Origin of the sequence: Stenotrophomonas sp. PS02298 (assembly GCF_029959445.1) — a bacterium.
Lineage (GTDB): Bacteria > Pseudomonadota > Gammaproteobacteria > Xanthomonadales > Xanthomonadaceae > Stenotrophomonas.
In genome coordinates this window covers 1-14,588 of record NZ_JASCOR010000028.1, presented here as the reverse complement: position 1 = coordinate 14,588, position 14,588 = coordinate 1, and the positions used below count along the sequence as shown (strand labels likewise).

The 14,588-nt window shown below is 63.7% G+C and carries 10 protein-coding genes; 4 read left to right on the top strand and 6 right to left on the bottom strand.

The window, feature by feature from the left end:
* Nucleotides 1-145 precede the first annotated feature (145 nt).
* A complete protein-coding gene (locus QMX78_RS06500) occupies nt 146-523 on the top strand; it encodes an MAPEG family protein (RefSeq protein ID WP_282267677.1) in 378 nt (125 codons plus the stop codon).
* A 210-nt stretch (nt 524-733) separates the two neighbouring features.
* Here QMX78_RS06500 and QMX78_RS06495 read toward each other — a convergent pair whose 3' ends face one another.
* The 5 genes from QMX78_RS06495 to QMX78_RS06475 form a co-directional block, all read right to left on the bottom strand.
* Complete coding sequence (locus tag QMX78_RS06495) at nt 734-3,658, bottom strand: TonB-dependent receptor (RefSeq protein WP_282267675.1); 2,925 nt, start codon at nt 3,656-3,658, stop codon at nt 734-736.
* A gap of 144 nt (nt 3,659-3,802) precedes the next feature.
* Nucleotides 3,803-4,546 carry an SDR family NAD(P)-dependent oxidoreductase gene (locus QMX78_RS06490; RefSeq protein WP_282267673.1) on the bottom strand — a complete coding sequence of 248 codons (744 nt, stop codon included), beginning with the start codon at nt 4,544-4,546 and terminating at the stop codon, nt 3,803-3,805.
* Nucleotides 4,547-4,622: 76 nt separating this feature from the next.
* On the bottom strand, nt 4,623-6,254 hold the full coding sequence (locus tag QMX78_RS06485) for an EAL domain-containing protein (RefSeq protein WP_282267672.1): 1,632 nt from the start codon (nt 6,252-6,254) through the stop codon (nt 4,623-4,625).
* A gap of 95 nt (nt 6,255-6,349) precedes the next feature.
* Nucleotides 6,350-7,129: a TSUP family transporter gene (locus QMX78_RS06480; RefSeq protein WP_282267671.1), complete on the bottom strand. Its 780-nt coding sequence runs from the start codon at nt 7,127-7,129 to the stop codon at nt 6,350-6,352.
* A gap of 33 nt (nt 7,130-7,162) precedes the next feature.
* Nucleotides 7,163-8,800 carry an EAL domain-containing protein gene (locus QMX78_RS06475; protein WP_282267670.1) on the bottom strand — a complete coding sequence of 546 codons (1,638 nt, stop codon included), beginning with the start codon at nt 8,798-8,800 and terminating at the stop codon, nt 7,163-7,165.
* 368 nt (nt 8,801-9,168) lie between these two features.
* Between QMX78_RS06475 and QMX78_RS06470 the strand changes: the two genes are divergently transcribed.
* The 3 genes from QMX78_RS06470 (at nt 9,169) to QMX78_RS06460 (ending at nt 12,589) form a co-directional block, all read left to right on the top strand.
* A complete protein-coding gene (locus QMX78_RS06470) occupies nt 9,169-9,564 on the top strand; it encodes a YchJ family metal-binding protein (RefSeq protein WP_282267668.1) in 396 nt (131 codons plus the stop codon).
* Nucleotides 9,565-9,884: 320 nt separating this feature from the next.
* Nucleotides 9,885-12,008 carry a lytic murein transglycosylase gene (locus tag QMX78_RS06465; RefSeq protein WP_282267708.1) on the top strand — a complete coding sequence of 708 codons (2,124 nt, stop codon included), beginning with the start codon at nt 9,885-9,887 and terminating at the stop codon, nt 12,006-12,008.
* A 32-nt stretch (nt 12,009-12,040) separates the two neighbouring features.
* The gene (locus QMX78_RS06460; RefSeq protein ID WP_282267666.1) at nt 12,041-12,589 is read left to right on the top strand and encodes a DUF2628 domain-containing protein; all 549 of its coding nucleotides are present in this window, start codon (nt 12,041-12,043) and stop codon (nt 12,587-12,589) included.
* A 23-nt stretch (nt 12,590-12,612) separates the two neighbouring features.
* Here the strand turns inward: QMX78_RS06460 and QMX78_RS06455 are convergent, their stop codons facing one another.
* Nucleotides 12,613-13,803 carry a benzoate/H(+) symporter BenE family transporter gene (locus QMX78_RS06455; RefSeq protein ID WP_282267664.1) on the bottom strand — a complete coding sequence of 397 codons (1,191 nt, stop codon included), beginning with the start codon at nt 13,801-13,803 and terminating at the stop codon, nt 12,613-12,615.
* Nucleotides 13,804-14,588: the final 785 nt, after the last annotated feature.

The window sequence follows — 14,588 nt, the reverse complement described above, 5'->3', positions numbered from 1 at the left end:
TGCTGTTGCTGTTGCATTGAGCCAAAGCACCCCTCCCCAACCCTCCCCTTGGCCTTCGGCCAAAGGGAGGGAGCACAGCCAAAGCAAAGCCAACGCTGCGCTTGTTACCCTCCCATAACCCAATACACGCGCAACGGATATCAGCATGCATTACGTGGAAATCATCACCGCCCTGGTGGTGCTGCAATACTTGTTCTTCATTGTGCAGGTCGGCCGCGCGCGTGGCCGCTACGGCGTCAAGGCACCTGCCGTTACCGGCCACGAAGGCTTCGAACGCGCCTACCGCGTGCAGATGAACACCTTGGAGCTGATGGTCGCGCTGCTGCCAAGCATGCTGATCGCCGCACGCTTCTGGCCAGCCGAATGGGTGGCAGGCATTGGTGCGGTGTACCTGGTCGGCCGCTTCATCTACTGGCGTGCCTATGTCGGCAACCCATCCAGCCGCGGCCTTGGCTTCGGCCTGTCGATGCTGCCGGTGCTGGTGCTGCTGTTGATGGCGCTCGCTGGTGCGTTCCTGCGCTGAGCAATCCAGTTCTTGTAGGAGCGGCGTACGCCGCGAAGCAGGACCGCCTGCCGCCGTCGATCAATCTGCAATCGAGACAAGCCCGGCGTTGGGTCAGCAGGAATTCCAGTGGACTGGGCACTTGCGCCCACCGGTTTCGCGGCTTACGCCGCTCCTACAACAACGGCATCGGACCAAGGGAGCCTTACGGCTCCCTTGGTCGTTTCCAACTCAGAAATCGATACTGAGCCTTGCGTAGGTGTAGCGGCCGGGCAGGTCGTAGGTTCCCGGGTCATAGCCATTGAGCGTGCAGCTCAGGCAGATCGGCGGGTTCTTGTCGAACACGTTGTTGACACCGACGCTCACCTTTACGCCCTTCATCCACGCATCGGTACGCCAGCTGACCTGTGCGTCGTGATAGGTGGTCGCGCCCAGCCAGTGCTGATCGGCAACACTGTCGGTGCAGATCGCAAAGCCGTTGGCACCGGCACAGCTTTCGCGCAGACGGTCGATGTAACGCATCGTCCAGTTCACGTTCCAGTTGTGGAAGTCCCAGTTGGTGGCCAAGGTCGAACTCCATTCCGGGATCGAGCTGTCACTGACTTCGATGCCCGGACCCTTCGGCTCCGGTTGCCCGGATTCGTTGATCAGCTCGTAGCGCGTCACCCAGGTCGCTTTCCAGTCGAAACCGAGCTGGCCCCAGCCGGTCTCCGGCAGCAACCAATGCGCGTTGAAATCCCAGCCACTGGTGTTGATGGTGCCAAGGTTGGCGAGGATGTCCTCGAAGCGCACGATCTGGCCGCGGTCGTTGCGGGTATAGCTGGCACAGGCCACGGCATCGCGGGTATCGATGCAGCGGTCCATGATGGCCTGCGCGTCCGGTGCCTGGATGGCCTTGTCGATGGTGTGGCGGTAGAAGGTCACACCCAGGTCGAGCTTGCTGGCCCAGCTGCTGTCTTCGGCCCAGCTTGGGCTCCACACCGCACCGGCCATGAACGAGCGGCTTTCTTCCGGCTGCAGGTCGCGGTTGCCGGAGGTCACCACCGAGATCTGCGGATTGGCCTGTTCATAGCCCGGCGGTACGCCATCGGCCACGCATTTGGGAGTGGTGGATGCGGCGTTGTTGCAGGGATCGACGATGGTGGCGTCGAAGCGGCTCAGCGTGCCGTACAACTCACCGATGGACGGTGCGCGGAAGCCCTGTGCGAATGACATGCGCAGCAACAGCTCATCGGCCGGTTGCCAGCGCAGCCCGATCTTGCCGGTATTGGTGCCGCCGAAGGTGGAGTAGTCCGAGTAGCGCCCGGCAATGCTCAGGTCCAGGCTCTTGCCCCAGAAGCCTTCGCGCGCCAGCGGCACGTCGAACTCGACATAGGCTTCCTTCACCGAGTAGCTGCCGATGGTCACGCCGGACGGCACGCCGTTGTACTCGCCGGCGATGGTGATCGGGTCGGGGTGGTATTCGCCCTTGTAGCGACGCCATTCGGCACCGGCGGCGAAGGACACCGGCCCGGCCCAGATGTCGAACAACTCGCCGGTGATATTGGCCGAGCCCAGCGACAAGGTGTTCTTGCTGCGATCACGCACGATCGGCGAGATCCACGCCAGCATCTCGGGGGTGATGGTGCCGGGGCCGCCAAACAGGTTCAGTGGCACGCAACCGGCGATGGCCGCACACGCTGCTGGATCGCCCAGTGCCTGGTTGATGTGTTTGATGTTGTAGCTGCCGGTATTGGTCTGGGTAGCCTTGCTCTCGCTGGACATCACATTGACGTCCCAGTTCCAGGTGCGCTGGTTGACCTCGAAGATGCCGTCCAGTCCGCCGGCGGCGTACCAGGTCTTGACGTCCTGCTCGTAGCGGCGCGGGCCGCCTTCCACCGGTCGTCGGCCGAGCAGGAACAGATTGGGATTGGCCCCCATCGTGGTCAGGTCGAAGCCGAAGGGGTTGTACGGATTGTTGGCCGAGATGACCAGTTTGGTTTCGGCCCATTCGTTGTACACACCGGCATCAGTGCCGAGGAAGATCGGCTCCGGTGCGGCCTGGTTGGCGGACTCGCGCTCGCTGTACAAACCGCGGAACCAACCGCTGACATTCGGGGTGAATTCAAAGCGCACCTGGCCGAAAACCGATTTGCGCTCGTTGGGAGTCAGCAACAAGTTGTAGGGTGCGAAGTTGAATCGGTTGGCGGTACCAAAGCGGATGAAGTCGTCGGGGAACGCGGCCCCGTTGGCGAAGTTGGCGCCATTGGGCAAGGTGATGTTGCAGGTCGCCGAACCGGGGATGGGATTGCCGGCAGCGTCCTGACCGAGCGGACACAGCCCGCCGTACGTATTGTTGCCGTCCGGCGGCGCAAACACCGTGCGGCCGCCTGGCGTGGCCGAGCTGCCGTTGGCCAGGCCGGTGCCTGGTACTGGTTCGGTCGCCCACTTGTATTCGGACGAGCTGATCTCCTTCTGCTTGAACCACGACGCTCCAACAATCCACTGCGCGCGTTCACTGCTGCCGCCGAAGCTCAGGTCGATGCTGCTGGTGTCGCCGCCCTTGAGGTTGTAGTCGCCGTACTGCACCTCGACGTGTCCGCCTTCGGCGCCTTTCTTGGTGATGATGTTGACCACGCCGGCAATCGCGTCGGAACCGTAGATCGAGGAGGCACCGTCTTCCAGCACTTCGATGCGATCGACGATTGCCAATGGAATGGTGTTCAAGTCCACCGACGAGCCCACGCCCGAGCCGGAGGATTCATTGACCCAGCGGATGCCGTCCACCAGCACCAGCACGCGCTTGGGTCCGAGATGACGCAGGTCCACCGTCGCCGCACCGGCGCCGACACCGCCGCCATCAGGTGGAAAACCAAAGTTGCCGCTGGAGTTGAGCTTGGTGCTCAGCGATGCGCCGCTGGCAGTGAGGTGCTGGACCACGTCGGCGACCGAGCTGTAACCGGTGCGTTCGATGGCTTCGCGGCTGAGTACCTGCACCGGAACCTGGGTTTCCAGTTCGGCCTTCTTGATGCGGGTACCCGTGACTTGAATGCTGTCCAGGGTCTTGGGAGTACTGTCTGGCGCCTGTTGCGCGAAGGCCGCGCCGGGCAGCAGGCACAACAATGACAAGCGGACAGCGCGGCTCAGGCGGCGCGGGCGTAGCGGTAACAACGTCATCGGAATGCTCCTGGTGATTGCCGGACTACGTGCCCGCCACCATGACGGGCGTAGCCGATTTGTAAGCAATTCGTTAGGAGCAAACAAGCGGCGACGCCGCAACGCGAGCCTGAATCCGCACACTGAAACGGTAGTTACATCACCTCATCGTGCTGAATAGCCACCATCGACCAAGTGGTAGCTCCCGGTGATGAACGACGCTTTGTCCGACAACAGGAAGCAGGTCAATGCCGCTACTTCCTCCGCCGTGCCCAGGCGGCCTGCCGGATGCAGCGCCACCAGCCCGGCATGGGCGCGCTCGTCCATTCTCTGCAGCAACGGAGTATCGATGAAGCCCGGACCTACCGCATTGATGCGCATACCGCGCGCGGAGTATTCCAGTGCCGCGCTCTTGGTCATGCCGACCAGTGCGTGCTTGGCCGCCACGTAAGCGGCCGCGCCGGCCCAGCCGTTGCTGCCGAGGATCGAGGCCATGTTGACGATGGCACCGCCGCCACTGGCAAGGATCGCGGGGATTTCGTACTTCATCGAGTAGAACACGCCGTGCAGGTTGACCCCGAGCACGCGGTGCCATTCTTCCAATGGGTAGTCGGCGGTCTGCAGGCTGGCGCCGCTGATGCCGGCATTGTTGACCGCCAGGTGCAGGCCGCCAAAACGCTCGTTGCAGGCGTTGACCATCAGCCGCACCGCGTCCGGGTCGCTGACATCCACCTGCAGGGCGTGCACCTGCTCGCCCAGTGACATGGCCACGGCGGTGGCAGCATCGCCGTCGATATCGGCGGCCAACACCTGCGCGCCGCGCGCGGCGAGTTGCCGCACCACCGCCTCTCCTATTCCGGAGGCGGCACCGGTAACCAGCGCAATGCGGCCGGCAAAATCCTGTTGCATGGGAAGCTTCCACAACTGCGGTCATTCCGCATATGGCTAGGCTCCCGCGTTTGCCTTACAGGCGCATTGCGCCGGATCAATCCAGTGCAGCAGCGGGGGTGTGCTTCAGCGGCGGCTGAACTCCGGCATGTTGCCCGGGACGGGTATGCCGCGGCACGAAAGCACTCAGATCGGCTGCACGCATCGGCCGGCCAAAGAAATAACCCTGCCCGTAGAGCACGCCGTTGCTACGGAAGAAATCGGCCTGTTCCTGGGTCTCGATGCCTTCCGCCAGGGTCTGCATGCCCAGGCTGCGTGCCAGCTCGATGATATGAATGGCGACCTGGCTGGTCACCGCTTCGGTGCAGGCGGTGGAGGTGAAGCTCTTGTCCACCTTGAGGATGTCGAACGGATAGGTGGTCAGGTAGGCGAGGCTGGAATAGCCGGTGCCGAAGTCATCAATGGCGATTTCGATGCCCATTGCGTGGATCGCCGCCACCACGTCCTGAGCGCTGGCTTCCTCCAGCAGGCCACGCTCGGTGGCTTCCACCACGAACAGGCCATTGCCGGGACCGATGGCGCGTTGCATATCCGCCAGCAGCCTGGGGGTGTCCATCGATTGCAGGTCGCGTGGTGACAGGTTCACGCCGAGGCGGAAGCGCGGGTATTGGCGGAAGAAGCCGCTCAGGTCCTGGACCACCAGTTCCAGGACCCGGCGGGTGACCAGCTGGATCAGCCCGGCATCCTCGGCGAAGGGAATGAAGTGGTCCGGTGGCACCACGGTGCCGTCCTCGTGCTGCCAACGCAGCAGCGCCTCGGCACCGATGCAGGTGTCGTCCTGCAGGCAGAACACCGGCTGGTACATCAGGAAGAAGTGCCCGTTGTTGATGGCGCGCAGCAACTCGGCACGGGTCGACCATTGGCGGCGGATCATCATCAGCGCCATCCCCAGCACCGCCAGCCCGGCGATGATGCCGATCGGGATGAACCAGTGCGCGAACTGGGCCATGCGCGTATCGATCGTGGCCAATGGTGTGGCCACGATCACCCCGGTGCCACCCGGGCGAAGTACGCGGCGCACCACCAGATAGCCCGCTTCGGCATCCGTGAAGTGGCCGTCGTTGTTCTTGTCCGCCGTCGTCGTGGTCCAGCTTGGCAGCAGCGTGCCCTGGCGCGCGGCGTAGCGGCCGTCCATGCTGTTGAACAGGCCGAGTGACAGATCGGGGCGGGCGAACGGGGAGATCAGCCCGTCCGGGAAGACCAGCAGCGCGTAGCCGTCCTTTTCCAGGATCACGTACTCGCGCTCTGGCAAGCCGGGCACCTGCACCTGGGTGTAGACCAGCACGCCGTCAGCTGCACGCAGGGGGTGGCGAGGCAGCACGATCTGCCGCATCAGTGCGCCGCCGGAGGAGCAGGCGACCTTGCCGTCCTGCAGGTACAGCGTGCTCTTGACGATGTGCGAGCTGATACCGAAGCGCTGCATGCGCAGCAGCCCTTCCGGGCTGCAGGGGGTATCCCCGCTGCTGCGCATTTCCGTGCTCAAGCGTTCGATCACATCGATGGTGCCGGCAACCTCGCGGCGGATGCTCGTCGAGACGTCATCGAGCAACACGTACTTCTCGCGGATGGCCTGTTTTCTCGCCTGGTGCAGCGAGTAAACCACCGGGACACAGGCAAGTATCGCTGCGGCGAGCAGCAGCAACCCTGCGATTCGATAACGTTTTGTCATGGATGCGCCATCCCCGGTTGGCTACCTACTGCATCACTATGTGACGTACATCAAAAATTTCCAGCGATTGATATTTATCTATGTGCAAGCCGGCTTCACGCGGCGCTGAAGGTATCCCAGGCCATGCGTGTGATCAGTACCACTACCAGGACCACAAAAAGCTTGCGAATCAATGGGGTGCCACCGCGCAGGGCAAGCCGGGTGCCGGTCACTGCGCCCAGCACATTGGCCGCCGCCATCGGAATGGCGAGCGCCAGCAGCACATTGCCGCTGGGCACGAAGAACGACAATGCTGCCACGTTGGTCGCCAGATTGACCACTTTGGAGGCAGCCGAGGCACGCAGGAAGTCCAGTCCGAAGAACCGCACGAACAGGAAGATCAGGAAGCTGCCGGTGCCCGGCCCGAAGAAACCATCGTAGAAACCGATCACCCCGCCCATCGCCAGCGCGATCAGCAACTCCCGGCGGCCAACCTCGCGTGGCCGGTGCAGCGCACCGAAGTCCTTCTTGGCCAGCGTATAGCCCAGCATCACGATCAGCAGGGTCAGCACCAATGGCCGTACCGCCTCCTTGGACAGCAGCGTCACCGCGGTGGCGCCGAGGAAGGAGAACGCAAATGCGGCGGCGGCTGCCAACAGCACCGGCCGCCACGGGAAGCGCACCGCGCGCGCATAGCGCAATGCCGAGGCGCCGGTACCGAACACCGAACTGAACTTGTTGGTGCCGAGCAGGGCTGCTGGTGTCTGCTGCGGCAGGGCAGTGAACAAACCCGGCAACTGGATCAGACCACCACCGCCGACCGCCGCATCCACCAGCCCCGCGATGAAGGCGATGACCAGCAGCCAGGGCAGTTCGGGGGGGATCAACTCCAGCATGGCAACTCCGGCGCAGGGCGCGACAGCATACGCTCAGTGCGGCGGTGTATCGCTTGGAACGGGGCCGCGCGGCAATTGCCCATGCAGCGCAGGTTGGTATGCACGGGTGTCGGCAGCCACAAACTGGAACAGCGCCTCGGCGCTCATCGGCCGGCCGAACAGATAGCCTTGGCCATACAACACCCCACGGGAGCGGAAGAAGTCAGCCTGCTCCGTGCTTTCAATACCTTCGGCCAAGGTCTGCATGCCCAGGGTGTGGGCGAGGTCGAGAATGTGCTCAGCCACCTGGCTGGTCACCGCCTGGGTGCAGGCGGTGGAGGTGAAGCTTTTGTCCACCTTGAGGATGTCGAACGGATAGGTGGCCAGGTAGGCCAGACTGGAATAGCCGGTGCCGAAATCGTCGATGGCCAGTTCAATACCCAGTGCGCGGATCGCGTCGAGCACGCTCAATGCACTGGTCTCTTCCAACAGCGCTCGCTCGGTGGCCTCCACCACGAATTGACCACAGCCCGGGCCGATGTTCTGCAGCATCTCGCCCAGCAGCCCGGGTGTCTGTTCCGATTGCAGATCGCTGGCCGCCAGGTTCACCGCAAGGCGGAAGGTCGGCATGCGGCGCAGGAAGCTGCTCATGTCCTTTTCCACCAGTTGCAGCACTTGCCGTGTGATCTGCTGGATCAGCCCGGATTCTTCAGCGATCGGAATGAAACGGTCAGGCAGCAGTACCGTGGCCTGCTCATACTGCCAACGCAGCAATGCCTCGGCGCCAATGCAGCGGCCATCGTGCAGATCGATCAGCGGCTGGTACAGCAGGTAGAAGTGACCTTTTCCGAGCGCACGCAGCAACTGGTTGCGCGGTGATAGCTGATGCCGGCTGAGCAGCAGCACGCTCGCCAGCACGCTCAAGCCGATCACGATGCCGGCCGGAATGAACCAACGCCCGAACCGGGCCATGCGGGCATCGATGGTGGCAATTGGCGTGGCGACGATCACGCCGTCGTCTCCGCCCTGCATGATGTGCCGTACCACCAGGTAACCCGCATCGGCATCCAGAAAACGGCTCGATGCGCGCGCAGTGCTGGCGGAGGATGCCCAGTGATCGAGCACGCCGCCGTTGCGGACGCTGTACAGGCCGTTGCGGGGCGTGAACAGGCCCAATGACAGGTCGGCACGGACGAACGGCGCGATCACGCCCTCCGGGTATACCAACAATGCATAGCCTTCCTTCTCCAATACCGCATAGCTGCGGTCACGCACGCCGGGCAGCCGCGCATCGGAAAAGACACGGATGCCGTCGGCGCGCTTCGGTGACGCGTGCCCAAGCACCAATTGCTGCATCAGCGGATCGCTGGAGGAGCAGACCACGCGATGGTCCTCCAGATACAACGCCGCGATGGAGATCTGGGTTCGCGCCGCTACCTGTTGCAGATGCCGGATGCCCGCAGGGCTGCACGCGGCCTCACCCCTGGCCGACATTTCGGCATGCATTCTGGTCAGCATGACGAGTGCATTGCGCACGCGCCGATCAAGCCCCAGTGCCACATCATCCAGCTCCCTGTACTTGTCGCCGATGGCTTGTTGTCGTGCCTGATGCAAAGCGTAGAACACGGGAAGACAACCCAGCAGCAAGCCCGCAAGCAAGAAAATTGCAGCGATCACATGGCGGCGTTTCATGGCTGCCCCATCCGGGGGTTGGCGGGAGTCGCGCAAATATGTGACGTGAATCGGCAAGAAAACAATGTGCAGGCAACTGTCCACAAACCGCGTGGTTACACGCCACCCAAGCTGTCCCTTGCCTTGTGCGCGATGAACATCACCAGCAGCACAAGGAAAGGCTTGCGGATCAATGGCGTGCCATCGGCAGCGCCATTCGTGTGCCGACCATGGCGACACGGACGCCGGTTGCTGCCATGGGTACAGTGGCTACGACGGTCCGGGTGGCAACAACGCCAGCATGGCAACGCCGGCGCAGGATGCGCCGTCATACGCTCAGCGTCGGGCCATCGCTTGGAACCGCAGCGTCCGTGGATGAAAATGCAGCGATGCAGATATCTCCAACTACTCCCTGTCCCTGCGGCCGCGACCAGGCCTACGCGGCCTGCTGTGGCCGTTACCACGCCGGCCAGGCCGCGGCGGACGCCGAATCACTGATGCGTTCGCGCTACAGCGCCTATGTACTCAAGGACGTCGACTACCTGTTGGCCAGCTGGCACCCGGACACCCGCCCGGCCACGCTTTCGTTGGAAGACGCTCCCGGCCAGCGCACGCAATGGCTGGGCCTGAGCGTGAAGCGACAGGTAGTCACCGGCGAAGACACAGCTGAAGTCGAGTTCACCGCCCGCTATCGCGTAGGCGGTGGCAGCGCGGTGAAGATGGTCGAGCACAGCCGCTTCCAGCGCATCGACGGGCGCTGGTATTACCTGGATGCAGCCGGCTGAAGCACGCGGCTTCCCGCGCGGCGGGGCGAGGCAGCGGCAGCGGCAGCGATCCCTAGTGGAGCCGAGCCATCGTCGGCTGGAGCCCTACCGGTGAAGCCTCTGCCGAGCATGGCTCGGCACTACGCTTCCGCTCCCTCCCTTGCGCTACGCGCAGGAGAGGGCTGGGGAGGGGTGCTTTTGGCTTTCGCCTCCCCAGACACCTTCAGCCTCGCGGCTCACGCCGCTCCCACAACCAAACGCAACCACACCGCTTATCATCAAGCTCCAGTGCAAGGAGCGTATGGATGAACCCGATCAACCTGCTGCGTGCAGGCACCACGATGGCGGTGCTCACGTTGGCCATCCCTGCCCAGGCCGCAATCACCGACTTCGGCAGCTGTGGCGCCTCACTCAAGGCCGCTGCCGTTGCCCAGGGCATCAGCGGCGAAAAATTTGATCAGGTCTTCAGCAGCATCACGCCCGACCTGAGTGTGCTGCCGTTGCTCGACGCGCAGCCCGAGTTCACCACCCCGATCTGGGACTACCTGGCCTCGCTGGTGGACAGCCGTCGTATCGCCGATGGCCGCGCGCTGCTCAGCCAGCACCGTGCGCTGCTGGACCAGGTCAGTGCCCAGTACGGTGTCGACCCGGCCACCATCGTCGCGGTCTGGGGCGTGGAAAGTGACTATGGTCGCGTGTTCGGCAAGCGCCCGTTGCTGCAGTCGCTGGCCACCCTGTCCTGCAACGGCCGCCGCCAGCCCTTCTTCAAGGGCGAACTGCTGGCCCTGCTCAGGCTGATCGACAAAGGCGATTTGAACCCGAATGGCCTGACCGGCTCCTGGGCCGGCGCCTTCGGCCACACCCAGTTCATGCCATCCACCTACGCCCGCATCGCGGTGGACGGCGACGGCGATGGCCGCCGTGACCTGGTCGCCAGCATTCCCGATGCGCTGGCCTCCACCGCCAATTACCTGAAGCAGTCGGGCTGGCGTACCGGCCAGCCGTGGGGCGTGGAAGTCCGCATCCCGGCCAACTTCAACGCCGCACTTGCCGGCCGCACCAAGCGCAAACCGTTGGCGGACTGGCGCGCGCTGGGTATCACCCTGGCCGACGGCAAAGCGCTGCAGGTAGCGGCCATCGGCGACGACAGCAATGCCGCCTTGCTGCTGCCGGCCGGTGCCAAGGGGCCGGCCTTGCTGGTGTTCCGCAACTACGACGCGATTTATTCCTATAACGCCGCCGAGAGCTACGCATTGGCGATCGCCACCTTGGCCGACCGCCTGCGCGGCGGCAGCGGTCTGAGCGCGGCCTGGCCCACCGATGACCCAGGTATCGGCCGCGACGAGCGCCGCGAACTGCAGACCCTGCTGCTCGCGCGCGGGCACGATATCGGCAGCGCCGATGGCATGGTCGGCACCGCCACCCGCCGCGCCATCCAGGTCGAGCAGCAGCGCCTCGGCTGGAAGAACGCAGACGGCCGTGCCGGCACCCGCATCCTGCAGGCACTGCGCAGCGCCAAGCCGGCGCAGCCGACGGCGTTCCAGCTGCCGCCCAATTACCAGCAACTTGTCCAATCACCGATCGTACGGAGCAGCGTTTCAATGAAGGATGTGCAGGGCCTGAGCACAGGCGACTTCAAGGGGTTCAGCGCCTGGAAGGTGGAAACCCCGTTCTCCACCGCCGCCATCAGCGTGTTTGGTGGCCAGTTGCTGTCCTTCGTGCCGAATGGTGACCAGGACGTGATGTGGCTCTCGCCCAGCGCCAAGCAGCCGCCCACGCCCATCCGTGGCGGTGCGCCGGTATGTTGGCCGTATTTCTCGCGGCAAGGGCAGGGTAACGACGTGCCTGCGCATGGTTTCGTGCGCACTGTTGCCTGGGAGCTGCGCAACGCCCGTCGCGAAGCCGATGGCAGCGTGGTGTTGACCCTTGCACCGCCGCCGATGGACAACCTCGGGCTGCGCCTGCAGATGGTGGTGCGCATCGGCCGCACCCTTGAGCAGGAGTTGGTCACCGAGAACACCGGCAGCCAGGCGACCAGCTTCACCCAGGCCCTGCACAACTACTTCAATGTCAGCGACGCCTTGAAGGTGGATGTCACCGGGCTGGATGGACTCACCTACCTGGACAAGCTCGACAGCGGCAACGCCCACGTGCAGAAGGGTGACTGGAACCTGCGTGACCCGCGTGACCCCGGCCGCAGCGACCGCCTCTACACCCAGGCCGGTGGTCATTACGTGCTGCGCGACCCGGGCTTCAAGCGGGCCATCGACATCAGTACCAGCGGCAGCCGCACTGCCGTGGTCTGGAATGCAGGCGAAGCCGGTGCCGCGAAGATGGACGACATCGGTGCAGCGTGGCGCAACTACGTCTGCGTGGAGGCCGCCAACGCCGGCCCTGACGTGATCGAGCTGGCGCCCGGCGGACGCCACGTCCTCAAGCAGGTGTTCGAGGTGAAGCCGTTGTAAGCGCGGTACTGCCCATCGCAAAGGACTACCCCTTGGACGAGATATCGACGCGGCATTCGAGCAACCCGTATGCCGCACCGTTGGTGGGTACCGGCGCAGTCAGTGAACCGGTATCGCTGGAGCAGCGCACCGCACGCCTGAAGCGAGCGGTGGGCGACAACTTCGAGATCTACCAGCGACGCTGGAACCTGCATAGCGCGCACCCACTGCCTCCCCGTCCATGGCATTGGCCAGCCTTCCTGTTCGGGGTGTACTGGCTGTTGTTCCGCAAGATGTATCTCGTGGCACTGCTGTTCTTCGTCGTCAGCGAAACGCTGGCCTTCGTCATTGCCTTGGCTGGTGCACCGCAAGCCGTGATCTATGCGGTTTTCTTCGTGCTGAAGGCCGGGCTTGGATTGGTGGCCAACGCCCTGTACCTGCGGCACTGCCAGCGTCTGGTGCGCAAGGTCGAGCATGCCCATCCCGGTGCCGAGCACCGCGTCGGCAGCGAGCTGGAGCGCCGTGGCGGCACCAGCTACCCGGTATTGGTCGCAGGCCTGGCCGCGGCGGTGGCGTTGCGTGTGTGGGTCGGGTTGGCTTGAAGCCGGGTAGCTCTGCCGCGCTTTCAGCGTGGGGCGGTGGGCCGACGCAGCACCAGCAAGGTGATCACGCCGGCCACCAGCCCCCAGAACGCAGAGCCAATACCCGCCATCGACAATCCCGATGCCGTCACCAGGAAGGTCACCAGCGCCGGCTCGCGCTCGGCCTCTTCCTTCAAGGCCACCGCCAGGCTGTTGCCGATGGTGCCGAGCAGGGCGATACCGGCCAGCGTCGCAATCAACTCCTTGGGGAACGCCGCGAACACCGCCGCAACCGTCGCCCCGAACAAGCCGATCACGATGTAGAACACGCCAGCACTCACCGCAGCGGTGTAACGGCGCGCCGGATCCTCATGCACATCCCGGCCCATGCAGATCGCCGCGGTGATCGCGGCCAGGTTCAAGGCATAGCCACCGAATGGCGCCAGCACCGTGTTGACCACGCCGATCCAGCCGATCACCGGCGATATCGGCGCGTCATAACCAGAGGCCTTCAACACCGCCACGCCCGGCACGTTCTGCGAGGCCATGGTCACGATGAACAAGGGCAGGGCGATGCCGAACAGCGCCGCCCAGGACAGCGTCGGCATGGTGAACACCGGCAGCGCCATCTGCAGCTGCACCTGTTCCATATGCATCAGCCCCTTGCCGCTGGCGACCGCCACACCCACCAGCAAGGTCGCAATCACCGCGTAGCGCGGCAACCAGCGCCGCCCCACCAGGTAGGTGGCGAACATCAACAGCACCAGCAACGGCTGGGTGTTCACCGATACAAAGACATCCAGGCCAAAGCGCAGCAGCACACCGGCCAACATGCCTGAGGCCAGCGACACAGGGATCCTTCGCATCGCCTTCTCGAACACCCCCGAGAAACCGGCCAACGCACCCATCAAAGCGGCCAGCACAAATGCACCGATCGCATCGGACAGCGGCAGCGTGGTTGCCCCGACCACCAGCATTGCCGCGCCCGGGGTAGACCAAGCCGTCACCACCGGCATCCGGTAGCGCAGTGACAGACCAATACAGGTCACGCCCATGCCGATGCCCAGCGCCCACATCCACGACGCAATCTCGGCCTGCCCGGCACCTACGGCCTGCGCGGCCTGGAACACGATCACCGCTGAGCTGGCAAAGCCCACCAGCACCGTAATGAAGCCTGCAACCACCGCAGGCAGCGAGAGATCACGGAAGAACGAACGCGGAGCCGGATTGGTCATCTATATGGAGGTGCAACGGATCAACCCGCATTGTGGCCCAGCAAGCCGCTCTAAGGTCGCAGACAAAAGTAGGGGAGCAATAGCCCCTCTCCCGCTCGCGGGGTGAGAGGGGCAGCTTGCGAACCATTGGTTCGCTGCCCATCGAACGCCCTTGCGCCAGCGTAAGGGCCGGGGCGCGGAGCGGGGGTTGGGGTGAGGGCAGCTCTTCGCGTTGAAGCTGGGCAGCGCCCAACCAGGTGAACCAAGCGTTCCGCACCACCTGCCCAGCAAGGCATCGGCCCTTGCTCCAGATCTGATCATCAGCAAGTAGTGGGCGACAAAAGAGCGAAAGCAGGAGCAAGGCACCGCCGCACTTTGCCGACTCTGGCCCCAACCCCCGATTTGTCGCTCTGCAACAAAAAGTGATTGCGATTTTCACAAAGATGTCTAGAATCCACCTCCTCGCTTCACGGCGCCGATCACAGCAGTGACCGACACCAAGAAACGACGTCACCAACCTCGAAACAGGGTGTTGACGGAAACAAAAAGCCTGCCATAATAGGCGGCTCGCTTCGACGAAAAGCCCTCGGGCTCAACCTTGAAGCCGCCGAGTCAACAACCTCTCAAAAAAGGTGTTGACGAAGCAGAAAAGCCGGCTATAATGGGCGGCTCGCTACGGCGGAAACGTCGCAGCCTACGAAGAAGGCGCTGAGGCCTGATTCGAAGTTCTTTGAAAGTATGCGCAGGTATCTTGTGAGGACGCCTGCAGGAATGGATGACTGTCCATCTTGCAGACGTTTAATCAA

What these genes read in the sequence shown, in the direction of transcription:
- QMX78_RS06490 (WP_282267673.1), bottom strand. Translation starts at nt 4,546, where the DNA reads ATGCAACAGGATTTTGCCGGCCGCATTGCGCTGGTTACCGGTGCCGCC.
- QMX78_RS06485 (WP_282267672.1), bottom strand. Translation starts at nt 6,254, where the DNA reads ATGACAAAACGTTATCGAATCGCAGGGTTGCTGCTGCTCGCCGCAGCG.
- QMX78_RS06475 (WP_282267670.1), bottom strand. Translation starts at nt 8,800, where the DNA reads ATGAAACGCCGCCATGTGATCGCTGCAATTTTCTTGCTTGCGGGCTTG.
- QMX78_RS06495 (WP_282267675.1), bottom strand. Translation starts at nt 3,658, where the DNA reads ATGACGTTGTTACCGCTACGCCCGCGCCGCCTGAGCCGCGCTGTCCGC.
- QMX78_RS06455 (WP_282267664.1), bottom strand. Translation starts at nt 13,803, where the DNA reads ATGACCAATCCGGCTCCGCGTTCGTTCTTCCGTGATCTCTCGCTGCCT.
- QMX78_RS06500 (WP_282267677.1), top strand. Translation starts at nt 146, where the DNA reads ATGCATTACGTGGAAATCATCACCGCCCTGGTGGTGCTGCAATACTTG.
- QMX78_RS06470 (WP_282267668.1), top strand. Translation starts at nt 9,169, where the DNA reads ATGCAGATATCTCCAACTACTCCCTGTCCCTGCGGCCGCGACCAGGCC.
- QMX78_RS06480 (WP_282267671.1), bottom strand. Translation starts at nt 7,129, where the DNA reads ATGCTGGAGTTGATCCCCCCCGAACTGCCCTGGCTGCTGGTCATCGCC.
- QMX78_RS06465 (WP_282267708.1), top strand. Translation starts at nt 9,885, where the DNA reads ATGGCGGTGCTCACGTTGGCCATCCCTGCCCAGGCCGCAATCACCGAC.